This is a genomic window from Wolbachia endosymbiont of Encarsia formosa (genome assembly GCF_039540065.1).
GTDB lineage: Bacteria > Pseudomonadota > Alphaproteobacteria > Rickettsiales > Anaplasmataceae > Wolbachia.
Genome location: NZ_CP154278.1, coordinates 374,128 through 391,946, shown reverse-complemented (window position 1 = coordinate 391,946; position 17,819 = coordinate 374,128). Strand labels below are relative to the sequence as shown.

16 protein-coding genes and 3 pseudogenes are annotated in these 17,819 nt (G+C 33.8%); 12 read left to right on the top strand and 7 right to left on the bottom strand.

The annotated features are described in order from the left end of the window. Window positions 1-94: 94 nt before the first annotated feature. The 3 genes and pseudogenes from AAE962_RS02025 to AAE962_RS02015 all read left to right on the top strand — a co-directional run. A pseudogene (locus tag AAE962_RS02025) lies at window positions 95-415 on the top strand (IS4 family transposase); the annotation flags it as partial. 100 nt (window positions 416-515) lie between these two features. Then, window positions 516-1,263 (top strand): annotated as a pseudogene (locus AAE962_RS02020) (IS5 family transposase). A 115-nt stretch (window positions 1,264-1,378) separates the two neighbouring features. Then, the gene (locus tag AAE962_RS02015) at window positions 1,379-1,792 is read left to right on the top strand and encodes a hypothetical protein (protein ID WP_343289371.1); all 414 of its coding nucleotides are present in this window, start codon (window positions 1,379-1,381) and stop codon (window positions 1,790-1,792) included. Here the strand turns inward: AAE962_RS02015 and AAE962_RS02010 are convergent. Beyond that, window positions 1,789-2,634 carry a rhodanese-related sulfurtransferase gene (locus tag AAE962_RS02010; protein ID WP_343289370.1) on the bottom strand — a complete coding sequence of 282 codons (846 nt, stop codon included), beginning with the start codon at window positions 2,632-2,634 and terminating at the stop codon, window positions 1,789-1,791. The two genes, AAE962_RS02015 and AAE962_RS02010, sit on opposite strands and share 4 nt — an antisense overlap. A gap of 130 nt (window positions 2,635-2,764) precedes the next feature. On the opposite strand from AAE962_RS02010, the gene AAE962_RS02005 reads away from it, so the two are divergent. Further along, window positions 2,765-4,363 (top strand): iron ABC transporter permease, encoded by a 1,599-nt coding sequence (locus tag AAE962_RS02005; RefSeq protein ID WP_343289369.1) that lies wholly within the window; start codon window positions 2,765-2,767, stop codon window positions 4,361-4,363. Window positions 4,364-4,565: 202 nt separating this feature from the next. Here AAE962_RS02005 and apaG read toward each other — a convergent pair whose 3' ends face one another. Next, complete coding sequence (gene apaG, locus AAE962_RS02000; RefSeq protein ID WP_343289568.1) at window positions 4,566-4,970, bottom strand: Co2+/Mg2+ efflux protein ApaG; 405 nt, start codon at window positions 4,968-4,970, stop codon at window positions 4,566-4,568. A gap of 106 nt (window positions 4,971-5,076) precedes the next feature. Here apaG and AAE962_RS01995 point away from each other — a divergent pair, with 106 nt between their 5' ends. Then, the gene (locus AAE962_RS01995) at window positions 5,077-6,153 is read left to right on the top strand and encodes a 5-(carboxyamino)imidazole ribonucleotide synthase (RefSeq protein ID WP_343289368.1); all 1,077 of its coding nucleotides are present in this window, start codon (window positions 5,077-5,079) and stop codon (window positions 6,151-6,153) included. Here AAE962_RS01995 and AAE962_RS01990 read toward each other — a convergent pair. Further along, on the bottom strand, window positions 6,131-7,177 hold the full coding sequence (locus AAE962_RS01990) for an aspartate-semialdehyde dehydrogenase (RefSeq protein WP_343289367.1): 1,047 nt from the start codon (window positions 7,175-7,177) through the stop codon (window positions 6,131-6,133). The two genes, AAE962_RS01995 and AAE962_RS01990, sit on opposite strands and share 23 nt — an antisense overlap. A 138-nt stretch (window positions 7,178-7,315) precedes the next feature. On the opposite strand from AAE962_RS01990, the gene AAE962_RS01985 reads away from it, so the two are divergent. Continuing rightward, window positions 7,316-7,741, top strand: coding sequence for a hypothetical protein (locus AAE962_RS01985; protein ID WP_343289366.1), 426 nt, complete (start codon window positions 7,316-7,318; stop codon window positions 7,739-7,741). Window positions 7,742-7,769: 28 nt separating this feature from the next. Here AAE962_RS01985 and AAE962_RS01980 read toward each other — a convergent pair whose 3' ends face one another. Together AAE962_RS01980 and AAE962_RS01975 are read right to left on the bottom strand one after the other, a co-directional pair. Further along, complete coding sequence (locus tag AAE962_RS01980) at window positions 7,770-9,056, bottom strand: APC family permease (protein WP_343289365.1); 1,287 nt, start codon at window positions 9,054-9,056, stop codon at window positions 7,770-7,772. A gap of 70 nt (window positions 9,057-9,126) precedes the next feature. Continuing rightward, the gene (locus tag AAE962_RS01975) at window positions 9,127-10,401 is read right to left on the bottom strand and encodes an APC family permease (RefSeq protein ID WP_343289364.1); all 1,275 of its coding nucleotides are present in this window, start codon (window positions 10,399-10,401) and stop codon (window positions 9,127-9,129) included. A gap of 132 nt (window positions 10,402-10,533) precedes the next feature. Between AAE962_RS01975 and AAE962_RS01970 the strand changes: the two genes are divergently transcribed. Together AAE962_RS01970 and surE are read left to right on the top strand one after the other, a co-directional pair. Then, window positions 10,534-11,973, top strand: coding sequence for a hypothetical protein (locus AAE962_RS01970; RefSeq protein WP_343289363.1), 1,440 nt, complete (start codon window positions 10,534-10,536; stop codon window positions 11,971-11,973). Between the two features lie 201 nt (window positions 11,974-12,174). Next, window positions 12,175-12,945, top strand: a complete 771-nt coding sequence (surE, locus tag AAE962_RS01965) for a 5'/3'-nucleotidase SurE (protein WP_343289362.1) — start codon at window positions 12,175-12,177, stop codon at window positions 12,943-12,945. On the opposite strand, the gene hisS is transcribed toward surE, so the two are convergent. Both hisS and AAE962_RS01955 read right to left on the bottom strand, forming a co-directional pair. Further along, complete coding sequence (gene hisS / locus AAE962_RS01960) at window positions 12,942-14,165, bottom strand: histidine--tRNA ligase (protein ID WP_343289361.1); 1,224 nt, start codon at window positions 14,163-14,165, stop codon at window positions 12,942-12,944. The genes surE and hisS overlap by 4 nt on opposite strands. After that, complete coding sequence (locus AAE962_RS01955; RefSeq protein ID WP_343289567.1) at window positions 14,162-14,734, bottom strand: NifU family protein; 573 nt, start codon at window positions 14,732-14,734, stop codon at window positions 14,162-14,164. Before AAE962_RS01955 ends, hisS begins: the two co-directional genes overlap by 4 nt. A gap of 169 nt (window positions 14,735-14,903) precedes the next feature. On the opposite strand from AAE962_RS01955, the gene AAE962_RS01950 reads away from it, so the two are divergent. The 4 genes and pseudogenes from AAE962_RS01950 to AAE962_RS01930 all read left to right on the top strand — a co-directional run bounded on the left by AAE962_RS01950 (window position 14,904) and on the right by AAE962_RS01930 (window position 17,808). Continuing rightward, window positions 14,904-15,143, top strand: coding sequence for a J domain-containing protein (locus AAE962_RS01950; RefSeq protein ID WP_343289360.1), 240 nt, complete (start codon window positions 14,904-14,906; stop codon window positions 15,141-15,143). A 92-nt stretch (window positions 15,144-15,235) separates the two neighbouring features. Continuing rightward, a pseudogene (locus AAE962_RS01940) lies at window positions 15,236-16,395 on the top strand (ankyrin repeat domain-containing protein). Between the two features lie 247 nt (window positions 16,396-16,642). Then, window positions 16,643-16,828: a hypothetical protein gene (locus AAE962_RS01935; RefSeq protein WP_343289357.1), complete on the top strand. Its 186-nt coding sequence runs from the start codon at window positions 16,643-16,645 to the stop codon at window positions 16,826-16,828. Continuing rightward, the gene (locus AAE962_RS01930) at window positions 16,816-17,808 is read left to right on the top strand and encodes an ankyrin repeat domain-containing protein (protein ID WP_343289356.1); all 993 of its coding nucleotides are present in this window, start codon (window positions 16,816-16,818) and stop codon (window positions 17,806-17,808) included. Before AAE962_RS01935 ends, AAE962_RS01930 begins: the two co-directional genes overlap by 13 nt. The last annotated feature ends 11 nt before the right edge of the window (window positions 17,809-17,819 follow it).

The following is a 17,819-nucleotide window of genomic DNA, read 5'->3' as shown; positions in this document are numbered from 1 at the left end:
AAAAGGATATCAAGTTAAGGAAATAAAGGTATGAAGAAGATAGGATAAGAAGATATAAAATTCTCTCGGATATATTTTAGTGAGAGAACTAATGATGAATAAAATAAATTGCTTATCAAATTACCTCAACAAATTTTTCAATGAAATGGCAAATAATTGAAACAGAAAAGGAAAAGAAAATTGAGTAATTGATGATTCATAAAAGCTATAATTTTGGGTAATATAGGGGTTACAAACTGAATCATAGATACAATGTGCCAATTATTAAATGAAGAATCTGTGATAATAACGAAACAGGGTTTAGATTTCAGGTTTACTAAAGAAGCAGTAGAATTTATGAAAAGAATGTACAATGGCTTTATTTTAAAATACCCTGCAAATTGATTGTAGAATCTTGCAGCAATTTAAAAGCATTGGATAGTAGCTTTGCCTAAGAACCTGTTAAGAATCTTGGAGAGATGAGGTAAAATAGGCATAGATTTAAGAAAGAGGTATATCTATTCAAAACAAGTGATATAAGTCGAAAGCAATTTGAAAAAATCAGAGCAATTTTAGAAAATAGTAGAAAAAGAACAAAACCAAGAAAACTTGACTTATATCATGTGTTTTATGGAGTGCTATACGTCCTAAAAAGTGGCTGCCAGTAGACCAAAGAACTTTCCAAGTTATATATTACTATTTTCAAGCTTGGAATAAAAAGAATGGAGAGGAATCAAGTTTACTAGTTAAAAAAATTAGTTGGAGAGCAACAATGGTCGAAAAGAGAAAACCAGTTTCTGTATAATTGATGCCCAAAGTGTTAAAAATACAGATACCGCTGAAAGTAAAGGCTATGATGCTGGTAAAAAGATTTCAGGCATAAAACGCCATATTGCAGTTGATACGCAGGGTTTACCACATGCAATTTATGTAACAACAGCAGACACAACTGATCGCAGCAGTGCTATGAAAATGGTTGAAAGTGCGCAAGAAAATCTCTCTGAGGTCAAAAATGTACTTGTTGATGCAGGTTACACCGGAGAAAAATTTGCAACTCAAATAAAAGATATTATCGGTGCAACTGTTGAGGTTATAAAGCGCAGTGAGTTATATTCTTTTGTTGTGCTTCCAAAGAGATGGGTTGTCGAACGCTCTTTCGCTTGGTTAGAAAAATGTAGACGATTGTGGAAAAATTGTGAGCGTAAACTTAATACTAGCCTACAGATGATTGTTCTCTCCTTCGTTTCTCTCCTAATTACGAAGATTTTAAACAGGTTCTTATAGCGCTTTAGTCCCACCTATAGTGGTAAGATTATCTACTTATTTTCGTATGGCAATTTACCAACTATTAAGACATTAAGTGTAGTAAAAATATATTCTAATAGTATGGAAAAATAAAATGGGTTTTGAAAAATATGTAAACGATGGCGTTATAAATTTATATGATTTGCATAACGACACAAGTAACAAAGAAATACGTAAGTTTATCAATTTTATAAAAGAAAGAAAAGATATCAAAGAATTTGGTTTTGGAGATCATGATACTGATAATAATATAAAATCCAGGAAAGGTAGCAATATTAGTAATAATATGAAACTTAGGTGTATAGGTGCAGCAATCGGTTTAGTTGCTGGTCTAGTTGCAGCATGTTATTTAGGGCAAGAAACTTTAGCTCTTATCGGCGTTTATGGTGTGGTGTTGATTGCATTTGCTGTAGTTGGTGCGTTACTTGGAGCTGGAGCAGGCTATGTCTCAGGTAAATGCCTTGACAAAATTAAGGTTACAAATATGCAAAGAGAAAGAAGTTGTTAAAGGTTCATGTTATATTTTGAATTTCTTTCAATACTTAAAGATTTACAATCAGAGCAAACCACTTGGCCACGTGGAACTGATTTCAGCTCATCAGTTGAAACTTTACTTGAGCAGAATATGCATTTTATTTTATCACTTGGGGCGAGTGAGTGATCAACAGCAATTCTATCATCAAAAACAAAACACTCGCCTTCCCAATTACCACTTTTATTACCAGTTTTTTCAAGATAGGAAAGAATACCGCCTTTAAGATGGTAAACATCTTTAAATCCAAGGCTTTTCATATATCCTGTAGATTTCTCACATCTGATTCCACCAGTACAGTACATAGCTACTTTCAGGTCTTTACTCTCAGAAAATGACTCTGCCCACTGAGGAAAATCGCGAAAACGCTGAGTGTGTGGATTGATTGCATTTTTAAACTTGCCTAGTTTTACTTCGTATTCATTTCGTGTGTCTATCACTAAAACATCAGATTGAGAGACAAAATCATCCCAATGCTCTGGATCAACGTACTGGCCTCTAACTGAAGTATCGAGATTACTTACACCAAGATTCACAATTTCTCTTTTTAATCTCACTTTCATCTTACTAAACGGTTGGTATCCTGCCACACTCTCTTTCCACGTAAGACCTTTTAGCCTGTCATCAGAACGTAGAAAATCAAGTATTTTATCAATTGCGTTTCTTTCTCCAGATACAGTTGCATTAATACCCTCTTCTGCAAGGAGTATAGTGCCTTTTAATTCAACGTTGTCGCATGCAACTTTTATTTCGTCTTTCATGTTATAATAATTAGAGAGTTTTACAAAATGATAGAAAGTTGCAATGACAAAACTCATAATTAATTAGTTTATCGATTTAAAACATAATATATAAAATTATGAAGATATTCAATAGGACGGCTGTTAATTACTGGATATCTTTAGTTTTTGCATATAACATTTCAATATCAAATATAGATTCAAGTTAATGTTTCTGAGAGTATTTAAAAATATATTCTTGTTTTTAGTAAGTGTATTATTTGTCTGCCCTATACTATCGTTAATATCGATTCTATTTACAGAATCAGCAAACTCTGGATGGGTAATTAGTAGACTTTTTCCTGAATATATACTCAATACGTTGATTTTGATGGTAGGAGTGGGGTTAATATCCTTTATATTTGGAGTAATTCCAGCTTGGCTTACTACATTTTTTTCGTTTCCCGGAAGTAGAATTTTTGAGATTGCCTTATTCTTTCCTATATCAATTCCTGGATATATAGTATCGTTTGTTTATGTAAACACGTTAGAGTTTTCAGGTCCAATTCAGAGCTTGTTAAGAGATACTTTTCAATTGAGCAAAGGTAACTATTGGTTTCCCGAGATCAAATCCCTAGGTGGTGGAATATTAGTAATGGGATTTAGTCTATATCCATACGTTTATATGTTGGTCCGCTCAAGTCTAAAGAGCGTTAGTAACTCAGTCACTATTGCATCAACACTTGGGTTCTCCTCATTACAGAGTCTGTTTTCTGTCATCATACCCTCCATACGTCCATCAATTATAGCTGGGTTATCCTTGGTACTAATGGAAGTAATTACAGATTTCGGCACACCACAGTTTCTTGCTATCGATACTTTCACGACAGGAATATACCGTACTTGGTTTTTATTGCATGACAAATATTCAACTACTGTTTTGGCAGTTGCAGAACTGATTTTCGTTGCAACACTAATAGTTATCGAGAAAAAACTACAAAAAAGAGAAATATCTTACTCTTCAATCAATACTAATGCAGATTATCACAATAAACGTAGTATAAACGGTTCTATATCGTTGATCTTTTCTTATCTTATGTGTTTATTGCCGATATTAATAGGCTTTATTTTACCAATGATTCCACTTATATATTGGAGCATAGAGAAAGGCTTTTTCATATACGAAGCAAGATTTTATAATATAATAACAAACAGTATTGGTTTATCATTTATTACCACGCTAATCTCGATCAGCATTGCAATAATTATTGGATATACAGCACGTAAAAATAAGGTAATAAGCAATATAGCACGTCTCATTTCTCTTGGATATGCAATTCCAAATGCAATTATTGCAATTAGCATAATAATGTTTTTAAGCAGAATATCTTCTTTCATTACTCAATATATTGTAGAAATTAGCTTGGTAGGAACTATTGGCGCATTAGTTTACTCATATTTATTTCGTTTTTTTGCTATATCTTTCAAGGCGATAGAGTCGGGACTCAAAAAAACACCAAATGAAATTGAATGGACTGCATATACTATGGGTCATGGGCCTATTTCCACGTGCCTGAATATTCATATTCCCCTTATCAAGAAAAGCATACTATCGGGATTTCTGCTCGTGTTTATGGATACGGTAAAAGAACTAACGGCAACACTAATTATCAGACCATTTAATTTTGAAACTATATCAACTAGAGTATATGAACTTGTCAGCGATGAGCGTTACAGAGAAGCTGCCCCATTTTCGTTAATGATAGTTATTATAGGTTTAACCTCTACAATAATCTTATTCACACTTGATGATAAGAATCAAAAATAAACTATTTTGCATCTGTTCAGCAGAGTAACAAAATAAGATAGACGAAAAAAGACAACTATAGAAGCAAATGGTCAGTGCTTTCGTGTTTATCAACTTAGTTGGATCTAAGTATCAGCTACTCGGATGACATTATCGAAGCTCAAATGACAAAACAAGAAGCATTGGTTTCAGATGCACTTGAACAAATACACTATCTTGATAATCAATGAGGTCTAGTGTTAACGTATGGACTGTCTAAGGAAAAGGGTGGTATCATAACATCAAAGGTTTTTATGCTCTCTTCGTTAAGAAATTCATATTTACCCTGCATTATTCCTGATGGTGTATTTAAGTATGTTCCACTTGTATATTTGAATACCTCTCCAGATTTTATTACAGGTTGTTCTCCAATAACACCAACTCCGGCAATTTCATTTATTTTACCCTTATGATCTATTATTTGCCAATAGCGATTTAATAATTGAATGGTTGATGAGCTTTTGTTTTTTATCTTAACATTATACATCCATACGTAACAATTTTCATAAGGAATGGATTGCTCTTCAATGTAAATTGGCAAAACTGTAACTTCAACAGAATTAGTAATAAGTGTGTATTTCATGGTCATCGTAAAGTGTTCATGATAAAAGTTTAACACACTTCAATTATACACTTTTTTCATAGATTTTCCAAGCATATTATCGTACTCTAACTAGGAAATATTAATCTACATGATGAACAAAACAGATCCACTGGATAAAAAAGTGATAGGAATAATAGGAAATGGGCAATTAGGTAAAATGACTGCTATCGCTGCAATAAAACTTGGGCACAAAACGCATATTTTTGCCAGTACTAAAAACGATCCAGCTTGTTCTGTTGCTGATGATTTAACAATAGCAGACTTCTGTGATAAGAGGGCACTTGAATCTTTTGCACAGAGTGTGGATTTAGTCACTATTGAGTCTGAAAATATTCCATGTAGTGCAATTGATATTGTGTCGCAGCATACAGATTTTTATCCAGGTAAAAAGGCGTTACACATTTCGCAAAATAGGCTGAGAGAGAAAGATTTTATTAGAGATTTAAGCATAAAAACTGCTGATTACAAAAGTATACAAAATTATAATCGGCTACTAGAAAGTAGTGAAACTTTTAGCTATCCAGTGAGGCTAAAAACAACAGAAATGGGTTATGATGGAAAAGGACAATATGTGATTGAAAATGATTCTGAGCTGAAGCAATTTGCTTCCTTCGATTGGAATAAAGAGTACATTCTTGAAGCAAGTGTTGATTTACTGAAAGAGGTTTCAATAGTCGTTGCAAGAGATAAAAACGGTAAAGTAGCTTTTTTTCCTATAGCAGAGAATCACCACGTTGACGGAATACTTAATACTTCAATAGCACCAGCTAAAATAGATAATAAATTAGCCCAAGAGGTACAAAAAACTGCAGAGAAAATAGCAACTGCACTTGATGTAGTAGGAATTCTAGCTATTGAATTTTTCATCACTCAAAATCATGAATTACTAGTTAATGAACTGGCCCCAAGACCCCACAATTCTTGCCACTGGAGCTTGGATGCATGCAACGTTAGTCAATTCGAGCAGCTAGTTAGGATAATATGCGGTCTATCTATGCAGGAAGTAGTATTACGCTTTCCTTGCATGACAAAAAATATAATAGGTAATGATATATATAATTCTCACAAATATTTGAGCAACGAAAAAGCTAGTTTAACCATATATGGGAAAAAAGAGGTTAGGGACAAGCGTAAAATGGGACATGTCAATATAGATTTAAGTTATTGAGATATAAATGCTCTTTGATCAAGATCTCCAAGATCTGCACTATATTTAGTGCTGCACCTTTGCGTAGATTATCAGCTACTATCCACATATTTAATCCGTGTTTAACGGTATCGTCTTGTCTAATACGCGATATGTATACGGCATCCTCTTGCACAACATCAACCTGAGTCATATATCCACCATCTTCGCGCTTATCTTGCACTAAAACTCCATCGTCTTCACTTAGCATTTCACGAGCTTCTTCTTCAGTTATATGCTGATCAAATTCTACATTTACTGCTATAGCATGACCAACAAGAACAGGTACTCGGACACAAGTTGCAGTTACTTTTATATCCTCTTCTAAAATTTTTTTTGCCTCCTCTTGCATTTTCCACTCCTCTTTTGTAGAACCATCTTCCATGAACTCTCCTATATGAGGAATGCAATTAAATGCTATTTGCTTAGGAAATATTTCAGGTTTTTTAGCTTCATTCATAAAGATTTTTTTTGTCTGATTGTAAAGCTCATCCATTGCTGCTTTACCTACACCAGAAGTTGATTGATAAGTTGAAGCAACGATTCTCTTTATTTTTGCTTTTTGGTGTAATAAATGTAATGCCAGCAACATTTGTATTGTAGTACAATTTGGATTAGATATTATGTTATGGTTTTTATACTCCGTAATTTTATCTTTGTTGATCTCTGGAATAACTAGTGGCACGCCTTCTTTCATCCTAAAATGAGAGGTATTATCTACGACAATACATCCAGCTTCAGTTGCAATCGGTACGTATCTCTCGGAAACATGAGACCCAGCACAGAAAATTGCTATATTAATTCCAACAAAATCGTAGTTCTCAAGGTCTAAGACAGTTAATTCTTCATCGCCGAAACTTACCTTTTTTCCCTCTGATTTTTTTGATGCAAAAGCAACAACAGAATCTATTGAAATTTTTCCTTCGTCTTGAAACTCGGCAAGCGCGCTTAATACCTCACGCCCTACTCTTCCTGTTGCTCCAATAACTGCAATCTTACATCCCATATAAATAAACCTTTGATTTTAAAGCTATATTATATTTTTACTGATAAAATTTACAATTACTTTAATATTTTTACCTTGCAATTAACCATAATTTAGTTATAATTATAAGATGCTAGTAATATTGCATGGTAGAATGAAATGAGTAAAAAACATGATGACACTAAGGTCAAATCTGTAGTATCTGCATTTCAAAAGCCTGAAAAAGTCAATAGATTAGAGATTCAAGATGTTCTTTCGAAAAAAAGCAAGCCAGCGATAAATTTTGATGATAAAAAGTATGGTGTAAAAATTCCTAAGACAGATCAGTATCTATCAAATAAAAAGCAAGAACCTTTCAGACTAAAGGATTTTTTAAGTTCAATACCAATAATAGGAAGATTTTTAGTGAAAATTTTCACGCCTGAAAAAGAAGAGTATAAAAAACTGCAATCGCAAATAGTTCTTTCTAATAAAGCAAAAAATGAGATCTACGTAGATAATAAACGAACAGAAGAAGTAGGTAGCAAACTTGAGAATGGTAATATTGAACAAGTAGATAAAGAGAAAAAAAACCTTGGCCCATAAATATTAACCATTTAAAGTGCATCTCTCACTACTGAATTTGTTGCACAGAAGTCTTGCAGTACCACAATAAATAAATGGGTATGCCACTTGCAGTAAACAGGCTCGAAATCAGCAGAGTACCTACAGGGGTTTCTAATATCACCCAACAACAAAAGGTTGTTGCTATGCTACCAATTAAAAGCTTATAACAACTCTTCTCCTTTATAATAACCTTTAGAAAGGCAAAACAGCATGTAAGATAAACGAACAAAAATGAAATTACAGAAAAGTCAATAATCGACGTAATCTGCTGTGCAAAATTGTTGTTTGAAGTGAGAATTAGTAAAACTGCAGTTCCAATTGAACTAACTGTTATTCCCCAAAAAGGAGAGCCATGCTTGTTCCTTTTAGCAAAGAATTTTGGCATTAGTCTATCTTCTGCAAGACCAAAAGCAACTTGTCCACTAGATAAAACCCAAGCGTTTAGACTGCCAACACAAAAAATGAATGCAACTATAGAAACAATTAAATGCCAATTACCAGAAAACATAATTTTTATTGCATCAACATATGGTGCTCTTGAACTTGCTAAATTGTTGCCATTGATCAATCCCATAATTGCAAAATTGTTGATAAAATATATAACAGCAACACAAACTGTGCCAAGCACCACAGCTTTTGGTATAGTTTTAGCTGGATTATCAACTGAACCTGCAGGTGCTGTTGCCAATTCAAGTCCAATAAAACACCATAGAGTAAGGAGTGTAGAGCGGGCAAGAATTTGCGATGTTGTAAGACTTAATATTTCTTCACTTATGATAAAATTGTTTCTATCGAAAAAAAACAACGCTCCTACAGGTATTGCAAGCAATACAGCAACCTTCACAATCGTGAGTAGAAACTCAACGCGCCCTGCAGTAGCTATTCCCCTTAAATTTATTAATGTAATGATTGTAAATAACAACAGCTCTAAAAACAAACGCATGCTTTTGATATCTTCATGGAAAAATGGTGTAAGATAGCCAACACCCACAACTATTAAAGCTGTTGTACTAAACCATGAGATTACCCAGTATGTCCAACCAACAAAAAAAGCTGCGGTAGAACCAAAAGTATGCTTCACATAAACGTGAGGACCTCCTGTTTCTGGAAACTTTGCACATAGAGTAGCAAAAACTAGCGCAAGAGACACAGCACCAGCTCCTGATATTGCCCAACTTATAAGGCTATAAGCGCCATATGGAGCAAGGCTAATCGGAAGCATAAAAACCCCAGAGCCGATCTGACTACTAATGACTAAAGCAAAAACAGCCCAAAAACCTATTTTATTTGACACAATACCTCTTAATTCTATTAATGTAAGCCAGTAGTATAGCTTAAGAATTTTAGCAAATAAAAAATTTAAGTTAAGTTTTTAGTTTATGATACCAAAGTAGATAAATAAGTGTGCCGCTTAAAGGGAATAGGCTTGATATTAACAATGTATTTATAGAAGTTTCATATATTATCCAACAGCAAAAAGATACAGCCAAACCTCCAATTAAAAATTTGCAGTAGCTTTTCTCTTCTATATTAACTTTGAGAAAAGCAAGACTACATGCTAAGTAGATAAACAAAAATGACACCACAGAGATATCAATTATTGAGGTCACTTGCTCAGCAAAACTTTTGTTTGACGTTAAGATAAGTAAAATTAATACCCCTAAAGCACTGAGCATTATTCCCCATAATGGAGCATTATGCTTATTTTTTTTGGCAAAAAATTGCGGCATTAACTTATCTTCCGCAAGACCAAGAGTAACTTGCCCATCAGCTAAAAACCAAGCATTTAAATTACTTACAGAAACGATAAAGGCAACAACCGAAATAATTAAATGCCAATTACCTGGAAGCATAATTTTTACTGCTTCAACATATGGTGCTTTTGAACTTGCTAGGTCGTGACCGCTTATTAACCCCATGATTGAAAGGCTATTGATGAAATATATCACAGCAACACAAATTGTTCCTAGCACAATGGCCCTTGGTATTGCCTTAGCTGGATTATTAACTGATCCTGCAGGTGCTGTTGCTGATTCAAGTCCAATAAAACACCATAGAGTAAGGAGTGTAGAGCGCGCAAGGACTTGAGACATCGTAAAGTTTGATACTTCCTCACTTACAACAAAATTATTTCTATCAAAGAAAAATAATCCTGCTATGGGTATTACAAGAAGTGCGATAATTTTAACAATGGTCAGAAGAAGCTCAACATGCCCAGCAGTAGTTACCCCTCTTAAGTTTATTAGCATGATAGCTAAAATTAATGTTATTTCTAAAAGCAAACGTATATCTTGTATATCATTATGAAAAAGCGGGGCTAAATAACCAATACTTGCAATTGTCACAGCTGTTGAGCTTACCCACGAGCTTACCCAATATGTCCAGCCAACAAAAAAAGCTGCTGTAGAACCAAAAGCATGTTTCACATAAATGTGTGGTCCCCCCGTTTCTGGAAATTTTGCGCAAAGTGAAGCAAAAACCAAAGCAAGGGATATAGCGCCAAATCCTGATATCACCCAGCTTATGAGGCTATAAGCGCCATAAGGTGCAAGGCTAATTGGGAGCATAAAAATTCCAGAGCCGATTTGGCTACTGATCACCAAGGCGAAAATAGCCAAAAAGCCTATTTTATTTGACACAATAATTTTTATCTTAATAGATTAATAATATGATTGAAGCTCAGAAATTTCAATCGGTCTTTACAAAATTTGCATTTTTTTAATTTAAGCATATAATTTAAATTATGTTAATAGATTATTAAGAGATTAAGTATGAATTCAAGGTTAAGAGATTTTTTGATTATTTGTGGGGGTATTTTACTGTGTATTTCTGCTATTGCAGCGTTAATTTTATCTCAATATTTGCTTGAAATCTTTTTCGGTGTGCTTTTTGAGTTTCTTCTTGCTAAAACTTCAAGTGAAGTATTAGCATTTTTTGGAACACTTGCAATTTTTTTAGCTGTTGGCGTTTCATGCTACGGACTGCATAAGCTCTGTTCTATTTTTACAGAAAGGATTACAAGCAGCTATCAGTCTTTCAAAAATGAAAATAGTGGTGATAACATTTTTTCTGAAGTATATAATGACCCGACAATAGGGCTAAAAGATAAGATTTTATTTTTTTCTATATACTCAATATATTGTATCCAATTACCATTTTTGTATTGTTCATCGAAGATATCAGAGCTTAGCAGAACATTATCAAATAGTAGAGCGTTGGGTCTTGGAATATGTTTAGTGCTTATTAATACCATATTATTGATCACAGTAGCACTTCTCGAATTAATAAAGTATCCATTGATAAAGCTTTTCTCACCTTTGGGTTTGAATGGACAGCAACTTAGCTTCTTGTTTAATGTAAGTGATGTAGACACTGGCAGTCAGAGTGTCCATACTAGAAGTTTTCAGCAAAGCGTTATTGAGTGTGCCAAAAAATTAAAGGAAGAACATGGTACTCCGTCAAATGAGCTGGATGAAGAGTTTAAAAGTTATATAAGCGGGTTGACAAATCAGCAGAAAGAATTGATAGCACCTTATTTGAATCTCTCTAATTATAGAGAAGGAGAGTGGGTAAGGTGGGTAGATTCCAAAACCGGACTGACATTAACACAGGCCATAAATTTAGTTTTAATTGCAGCAAGAAAGCAAAATGCAGATGTAGAGCTATTGAAATCTGTATTGCTGGTTCGTTTTGAGGAAAGTAATCGCCAGTGTGGTCCTGGAATGCTTAATCGTATCATTTATGCATTAAGTGGCCTTGAAGCAGAAAATAATTTTGCAGCTCAACTAGAACCTAAGATAATAGGAGAGTTGGCAGGTAATTCTACTAAAAGATTTCTTGAGCAATCTGTAGATAAGCACTACTTTAAAATCAAGATTTTAAAAGAAAATTTTGATGACTTATATTCACCAGGTTCTGGAGTGGATTTGAGCAATGCAAATGATGAAGTAAAGGATGGGATTTCTCATATGAGAAGTGCTATAAAAGAATTTGTATTTAAAGAGTTATATGTGAAGTTCCATAATGACTATGGAGAACATATTCGAAGAGGGCAAATAAAACAAAGGCTGAGAGAATTAATAACAGATGAAGTCATAGATTCAGCAATATTTGGTAAGATAGATGAGGTAGCAATACCTGCAAAACCATCTACTTATCTTGAAAAGATGAAAGCATTTTTTGCAGGGCATGCAAGCTGCTTAGAGCTCTAAAACTTGTCTGAACTTTGACTGTGAGTTAGGCGTGAAGCTAAAATTGGTATTTACAATTAACTCACAACAAACTAAACGATGGCAATCTGGCCGCTTTCTAATTTTTCCTTATTGATTTGTAGCAGGTTCTTTGTTACAGTTTATGGTTATGAAAAGAAGCTTAAAACCTCATCAGTATACTTTGATAGGTGAATATTATATATGATAATATTGATAACAAATGATGATGGTTTTGAAAGTGAAGGAATAAGATTACTTAAAGAAATTGCACAGAATTTTGCATCAGAAATATGGATAGTGGCTCCAGATACTGATAGGAGTGGAGCTGCAAGGTCTCTTGATTATCCAGTGAAGCAATCTATTAAAATAAATCGGCATAATGAAAGAGAGTTGAGTGTATCTGGTACTCCCGCAGATTGTGTCATTATTGCACTAAATAAGATTATGAATAAAAAACCAGATTTAATATTATCTGGAGTAAATATTGGATCAAATGTCGGCGATGATATTTGTTATTCAGGAACAATAGGTGCGGCAATGGAAGGTGCTGCAAGATCTATACCTTCTATTGCGCTGAGCCAAGTTTATCATGATAAAATAGACTGGCAGAATACAAAAGTTTTTGCACCAAAGGTTATCAGCAAGCTAATGAAAGTTGGTTGGCCTAAAGATATAGTGATGAGTATAAATTTTCCTGCTACAGAAAAAGTGAAAGGAGTGGAGTTTGCTGAACAAGGTGAGTATAACATTGATGGAGATTTGACTTTTACTGAAAAGTTGGATGGCTCTTTGAGCTTAAATTGGTCTCGAGAACATTCAGGTAGTGGTAGTGTAGATAAAATAAAAGAAGGGTTTATTACTATTACACCGATAAAATTAGATTTTACAGATTATGATATATTAAATGCTATGAAAAATTCTTGTGCAGAGGAATTTTCTTCTATAGCTAACACTCCTATTGCTTCTGATTAGATATTTTCTACGATTTTATCTCGAGCAATCATTTTTTCTTCACCCGTGTCCATGTTTTTAATTTTTAAAGTTTTACTGCTTAGCTCTTCATCACCAAAGATTAATACAACTTTTGCATTTGCTTGATTTGCTTTTTTCATTCGGGTTTTTAGAGTTCCACTATATTCGTAAATCACATATAAACCATTTCTGCGTAATTCACTTGCAAGTGTTAGAGCATGTTCTTCATCTTCTCCACCGATTGGAATTATATAAATAGGCCTCTCTTTTTTTTTAGCATAGTTGATTAATTCCATTATACGCTCAATCCCCCCTGCAAATCCTATTGCTGGAGTGTGTTTTCCACCTACTGAAGATACTAGATTATCGTATCTTCCACCGGCAAAAACTGCTCCTTGTGCACCTAAATCTTCTGTGATAAATTCAAATACTGTGTGACAATAATAGTCTAGACCTCGAACTAATTTGCTATTTACAGTGTAAGGTATGCCAAGAGCTTGCAGTGCATTTAACACCTGGTCAAAGAAATATGAAGATTCTTTTGTATAATAATCACTGATTTTTGGTGCGTCAGAGATTATTTCTTTATCTGTGTTATCCTTAGAGTCTAATATTCTGAGTGGGTTTTTAATCAATCTATTTTGACTATCTTCTGATAGGTCATTTTGAAACTTTTTTAAATACGATATCAAAGCCTCTCTATACTTACTTGTTGTTTCACTATCACCCAGAGAGTTGATTTCCAGCTTTACATTTTTATTGATGGCAAATTCAGTTAGTAAGTGCTGAACAAGTGATATCAATTCAATATCAGCTTTTGGATTTTCTATACCAAAAACTTCAAAATTTATCTGATGAAATTGCCTTTGTCGTCCCTTTTGTGGTCTTTCATAGCGGAATGCAGGTCCTGTTGAGAATAATTTTATTGGTGTTTGCAGTGTTTTTTCAATGAGTAGCCTGACAATCGCTGCAGTGAATTCAGGACGCAGAGTTATGCTCTTTCCCCCTTTATCAATAAAAGTATACATCTCTTTAGTGATAATATCTGAGCTATCACCTAAAGTCCTTGTAAAGACTTCTGTGTATTCAAATATCGGAGTTTGAACAGGTAAAAAGCCGTATAAACTTGAGATTCTGCTTGCTGTTTGCTCTATGTATTTAAATTTATACCATTCATCAAACAGAAGATCTTTCGTTCCTCTAACTGTTTTATTAGTCATAGCATAGTCTCTATACCTGAAACTTCTGGTATGTGATAGCTTAGCATATTCTGCACCCCTTGCCTCAAGGTAATTGCAGCACTTGGACACCCAGAGCAGGCTCCTTGCAGTTCAACGTAAACTATCCCGTCTTTATAGCCACGGAACTTGATATCACCACCATCTTGAGCAACTGCAGGTTTAATATAACTTTCCATCAATTCTTTTATTCTATTTACAATTTCTATATCATTTTCATTAAAGAATTCTTCCTCTAGCATTTTATTATCACTTACTACTTCTTTATCAAATGCTTTTCCACCAGAAGTAAAGTGATCCATAATTGTAGTTAAAATTTCCACCTTTACTATATCCCAATTCATTCCATCTGATTTTGTTACTGAAATAAAATCATGACCAAAAAATACTCTTACAACATGTTCTATTTGAAAAAGATTTACTGCTAACTTGGAGTTCTTTATTTCATCTGCGTTTGAAAAATCAGCCGTTTCTCCTTCGCTCAGAATTTCAAAACCAGGAAGAAATTTCAGCGTGTTTGGATTTGGTGTTTCTTCAATCTGGATAAACATGTTATTTACCATGACAATTATAATTGTTACTATTTAATCATAAAATGATAAAAAAATATACATGTCATTCATCTTTTTCCTTTTTTTGATATTCACAATAATCACGTTTGTTTTACCTAGCGTCGTTGTATTCTTTCTCTTTTTGGCAAAGAGAAATAACATAAGTTTTATGATGAACTCTATATTAAGTAAGTTTTTGAACGAATTTAACAGCAGTAAAAGTTACACTGGTGATAATATGTCCAAAGATGAAGCACTAAAAATACTGGGGCTGAATTCCGAGGCAAGCCAAAATGAAATCAATAAGGCATACCAAAATTTAATGAAACTGGTCCATCCAGACAAGGGAGGATCGGAATATTTTGCACAAAAGTTAAACGCAGCACGTGATAGATTGATGAAGACCTAATTTTTAACTATTGAAATTTTTCTCTGTAAATTTTGCTTGCACATATTAAGTTGCATGATATAAAGCCGTAAACATTATTCTTTAGGAGGTATTTGATGAAAAAACTTGAGAGATTGAGAAAGAATTTATTTGCGGCTATAGATGAGCTTAATATTAAGAAAGTTAAAAGATATGTTAAAAAGGCAAGATATATAAATAAAGAAAAAGAGGTTATTAATGGTAAAAAAGATGGTATGGCACCTATACATCTTGCTGTTTATAGAGGTAGCTTAGAGATAGTGAAGTTTTTGCTTAAAAATAATGCTAATATTAATATTGTTAGTGATGGATGTCTTGTTCCTTACTCGCACGTTACTGCCATGAATAGCAAAAAAAAATAAAAGAAATGATATATCATTGTACTAGTAGTACCAATTCCCAAGTAATGCAAGGTTTTACGGCTTTACACTTAGCCTTTTTTTATTGTCGATTAGATATCGCTAATTTTCTGCTCAATAATAAAGCTATTGATCTTAATATTAGAAGTGCAAATGGCAAAATAGCATTTGAGGTTATTCCAGGTTATGAAAGTCTTTGCAGTGATGGCTGTGACATAAAAAAAATATTCTTAGCTGTATTAAGATTTCATAAAAATAATTGTACAGAACTATTACTTTCTGCTAGAATAAATACTAAGTTAGAATTAGAAGCTGGTGATACCACAGATGCAGCAAGTAGTACAGCGAGTCTTTCATTATCCCCTACCAAAGCAATTAAGACGGAATTGGAAGTTAGTAATACCAAAGACTTGGCAAGTAGCACAGTGAACTCTTCCTTCACTCTTATCAGAGAAAACTTTGAAGAAGTTATCAGCACTGCAAGCAATGCAGTAAAACCTTCCTCTTTTATTAACAGTATATTTAGTGGGATAACTACCACCATCAGTGGCTTATTCAGCAGTGCTCCTACTTTACCTCCTGCACAGCGGTCTGTTGTCCTTTCAGCTGAAAGTCCTATTGGTTCTTCACAAATTGATTGTAATGGAACAGTTCTACTAACTGATGTAATGATCAGAAAGTTCACAGGGAAAAAATACTCAAGCCCACTAGAAGATTCACTTCTCACAATAGAAGAAATTAGAGAAAGAAAGCTTAACACTATAGAAAAAAACTTCGAGACAGCACTGAGTAAGTGTGAAAAACTTTATCAATGTCCTGAAAGTTCATTAAGTAATTTAACGATATCTAAAGGTATGCATCAAAAGTCCCTCTAAATCAGTTAAAATAAGAACTCTAATTAGAGTGCTTATTATCCCTTATTTCCTTTTCTAAAGCATATTGCTTCTTATTAAGAGCAAAAAAATGTGAATAAGGAAGCTCAGCATGTCTTGTACGAAAGTTAAAATGATAGATTGATGAAGACCTAATTTTTAACTATTGAAATTTTCTCTGTAAATTTTGCTTGCTTATATTAAGTTGCATGATATAAAGCCGGGAGCATTCTCTTTTAGGAGGTATTTGATGGAAAAACAAGAAATCATTGAGATTTTAGGAAGAAAATTAGTTTCTGCTATAAGCAGAGGTGATTTTCAGAAAGTTAAAGAATGTATTAAAGAGATAGAGTATAAACAAATAAAAAATGAAGTTTTTTTTATGAAAAATACTATACGAAACCTATACATCATGCTACTCTCTTGGGTGATTTAGAGATATTAGAGTTTTTATGTAACAGTGGTGCTGATGTTAATACTACTAATCGATATTTGAGTACTCCCTTGCACATTGCTGCTAGATATGACAAACTAGAAATAGCAAAGTTTTTACTTGATCGTGGTGCTAACGTCAATGCTACAGATTATAAAGACCTTACACCTTTGTACTTAGCATCTAACCACTGTCATTTAGATATGGTAAAACTCCTACTCTGCAAGGGTGCTGATGCTAGTATTCAAAGCCAGCACGGCAAAACAGCATTAGATGTTGTTGGAAATGCTAGAAAAGATGAATGTAGTAGTAGTGAAATTCAAAAAATAGAATCTATATTGAGCAGTGCTAATGAAGCTGACTGTGAAGCAAAATTAACTCCTATAAAAGCAGGTATTAAAGACGCTAACGACAGCACAGATTCGGTAAGTAGTGAAGCGAGTCTTTCATTATCCCCTACCAAAGCAATTAAGATAGAATTGGAAGTTAGTAATACCAAAGACTTGGCAAGTAGCACAGTGAACTCTTCCTTCACTCTTATCAGAGAAAATTTTGAAGAAGTTAGCAGCACTGCAAGCAATGCAGTAAGACCTTCTTCTTTTATTAATAGTGTATTTAGTTGGATGGGAACTTCAACAACTGCTGCACTTAGTAGCCTATTTCAGAGTGCACCTGCTTTACCTCCTCCAAAGCAATCTATTGCACATTCGACTGGAAGCTCAATTGGTTCTTCACAAGTCGATTGTAATGGAACAGTTCTCCTAACTGCTATAGCAATAAGTAAATTCACAGGGGAAAGATATTCAATGCCACTGGATGATTCACTTTTAACGATAAGACAGGTTAAAGAAAGAAAACTTAATTCTCTAGAAAGAGATGTCAAGATGGCACTTAGCAAGTGTGACAAACTTTATCAGTATCCTGAAAGCTCACTGAGCAACTTCACAATATCTAAAGGCGTGCGTCATCAAAAGGCCCTCTAAATCAGTTAAAA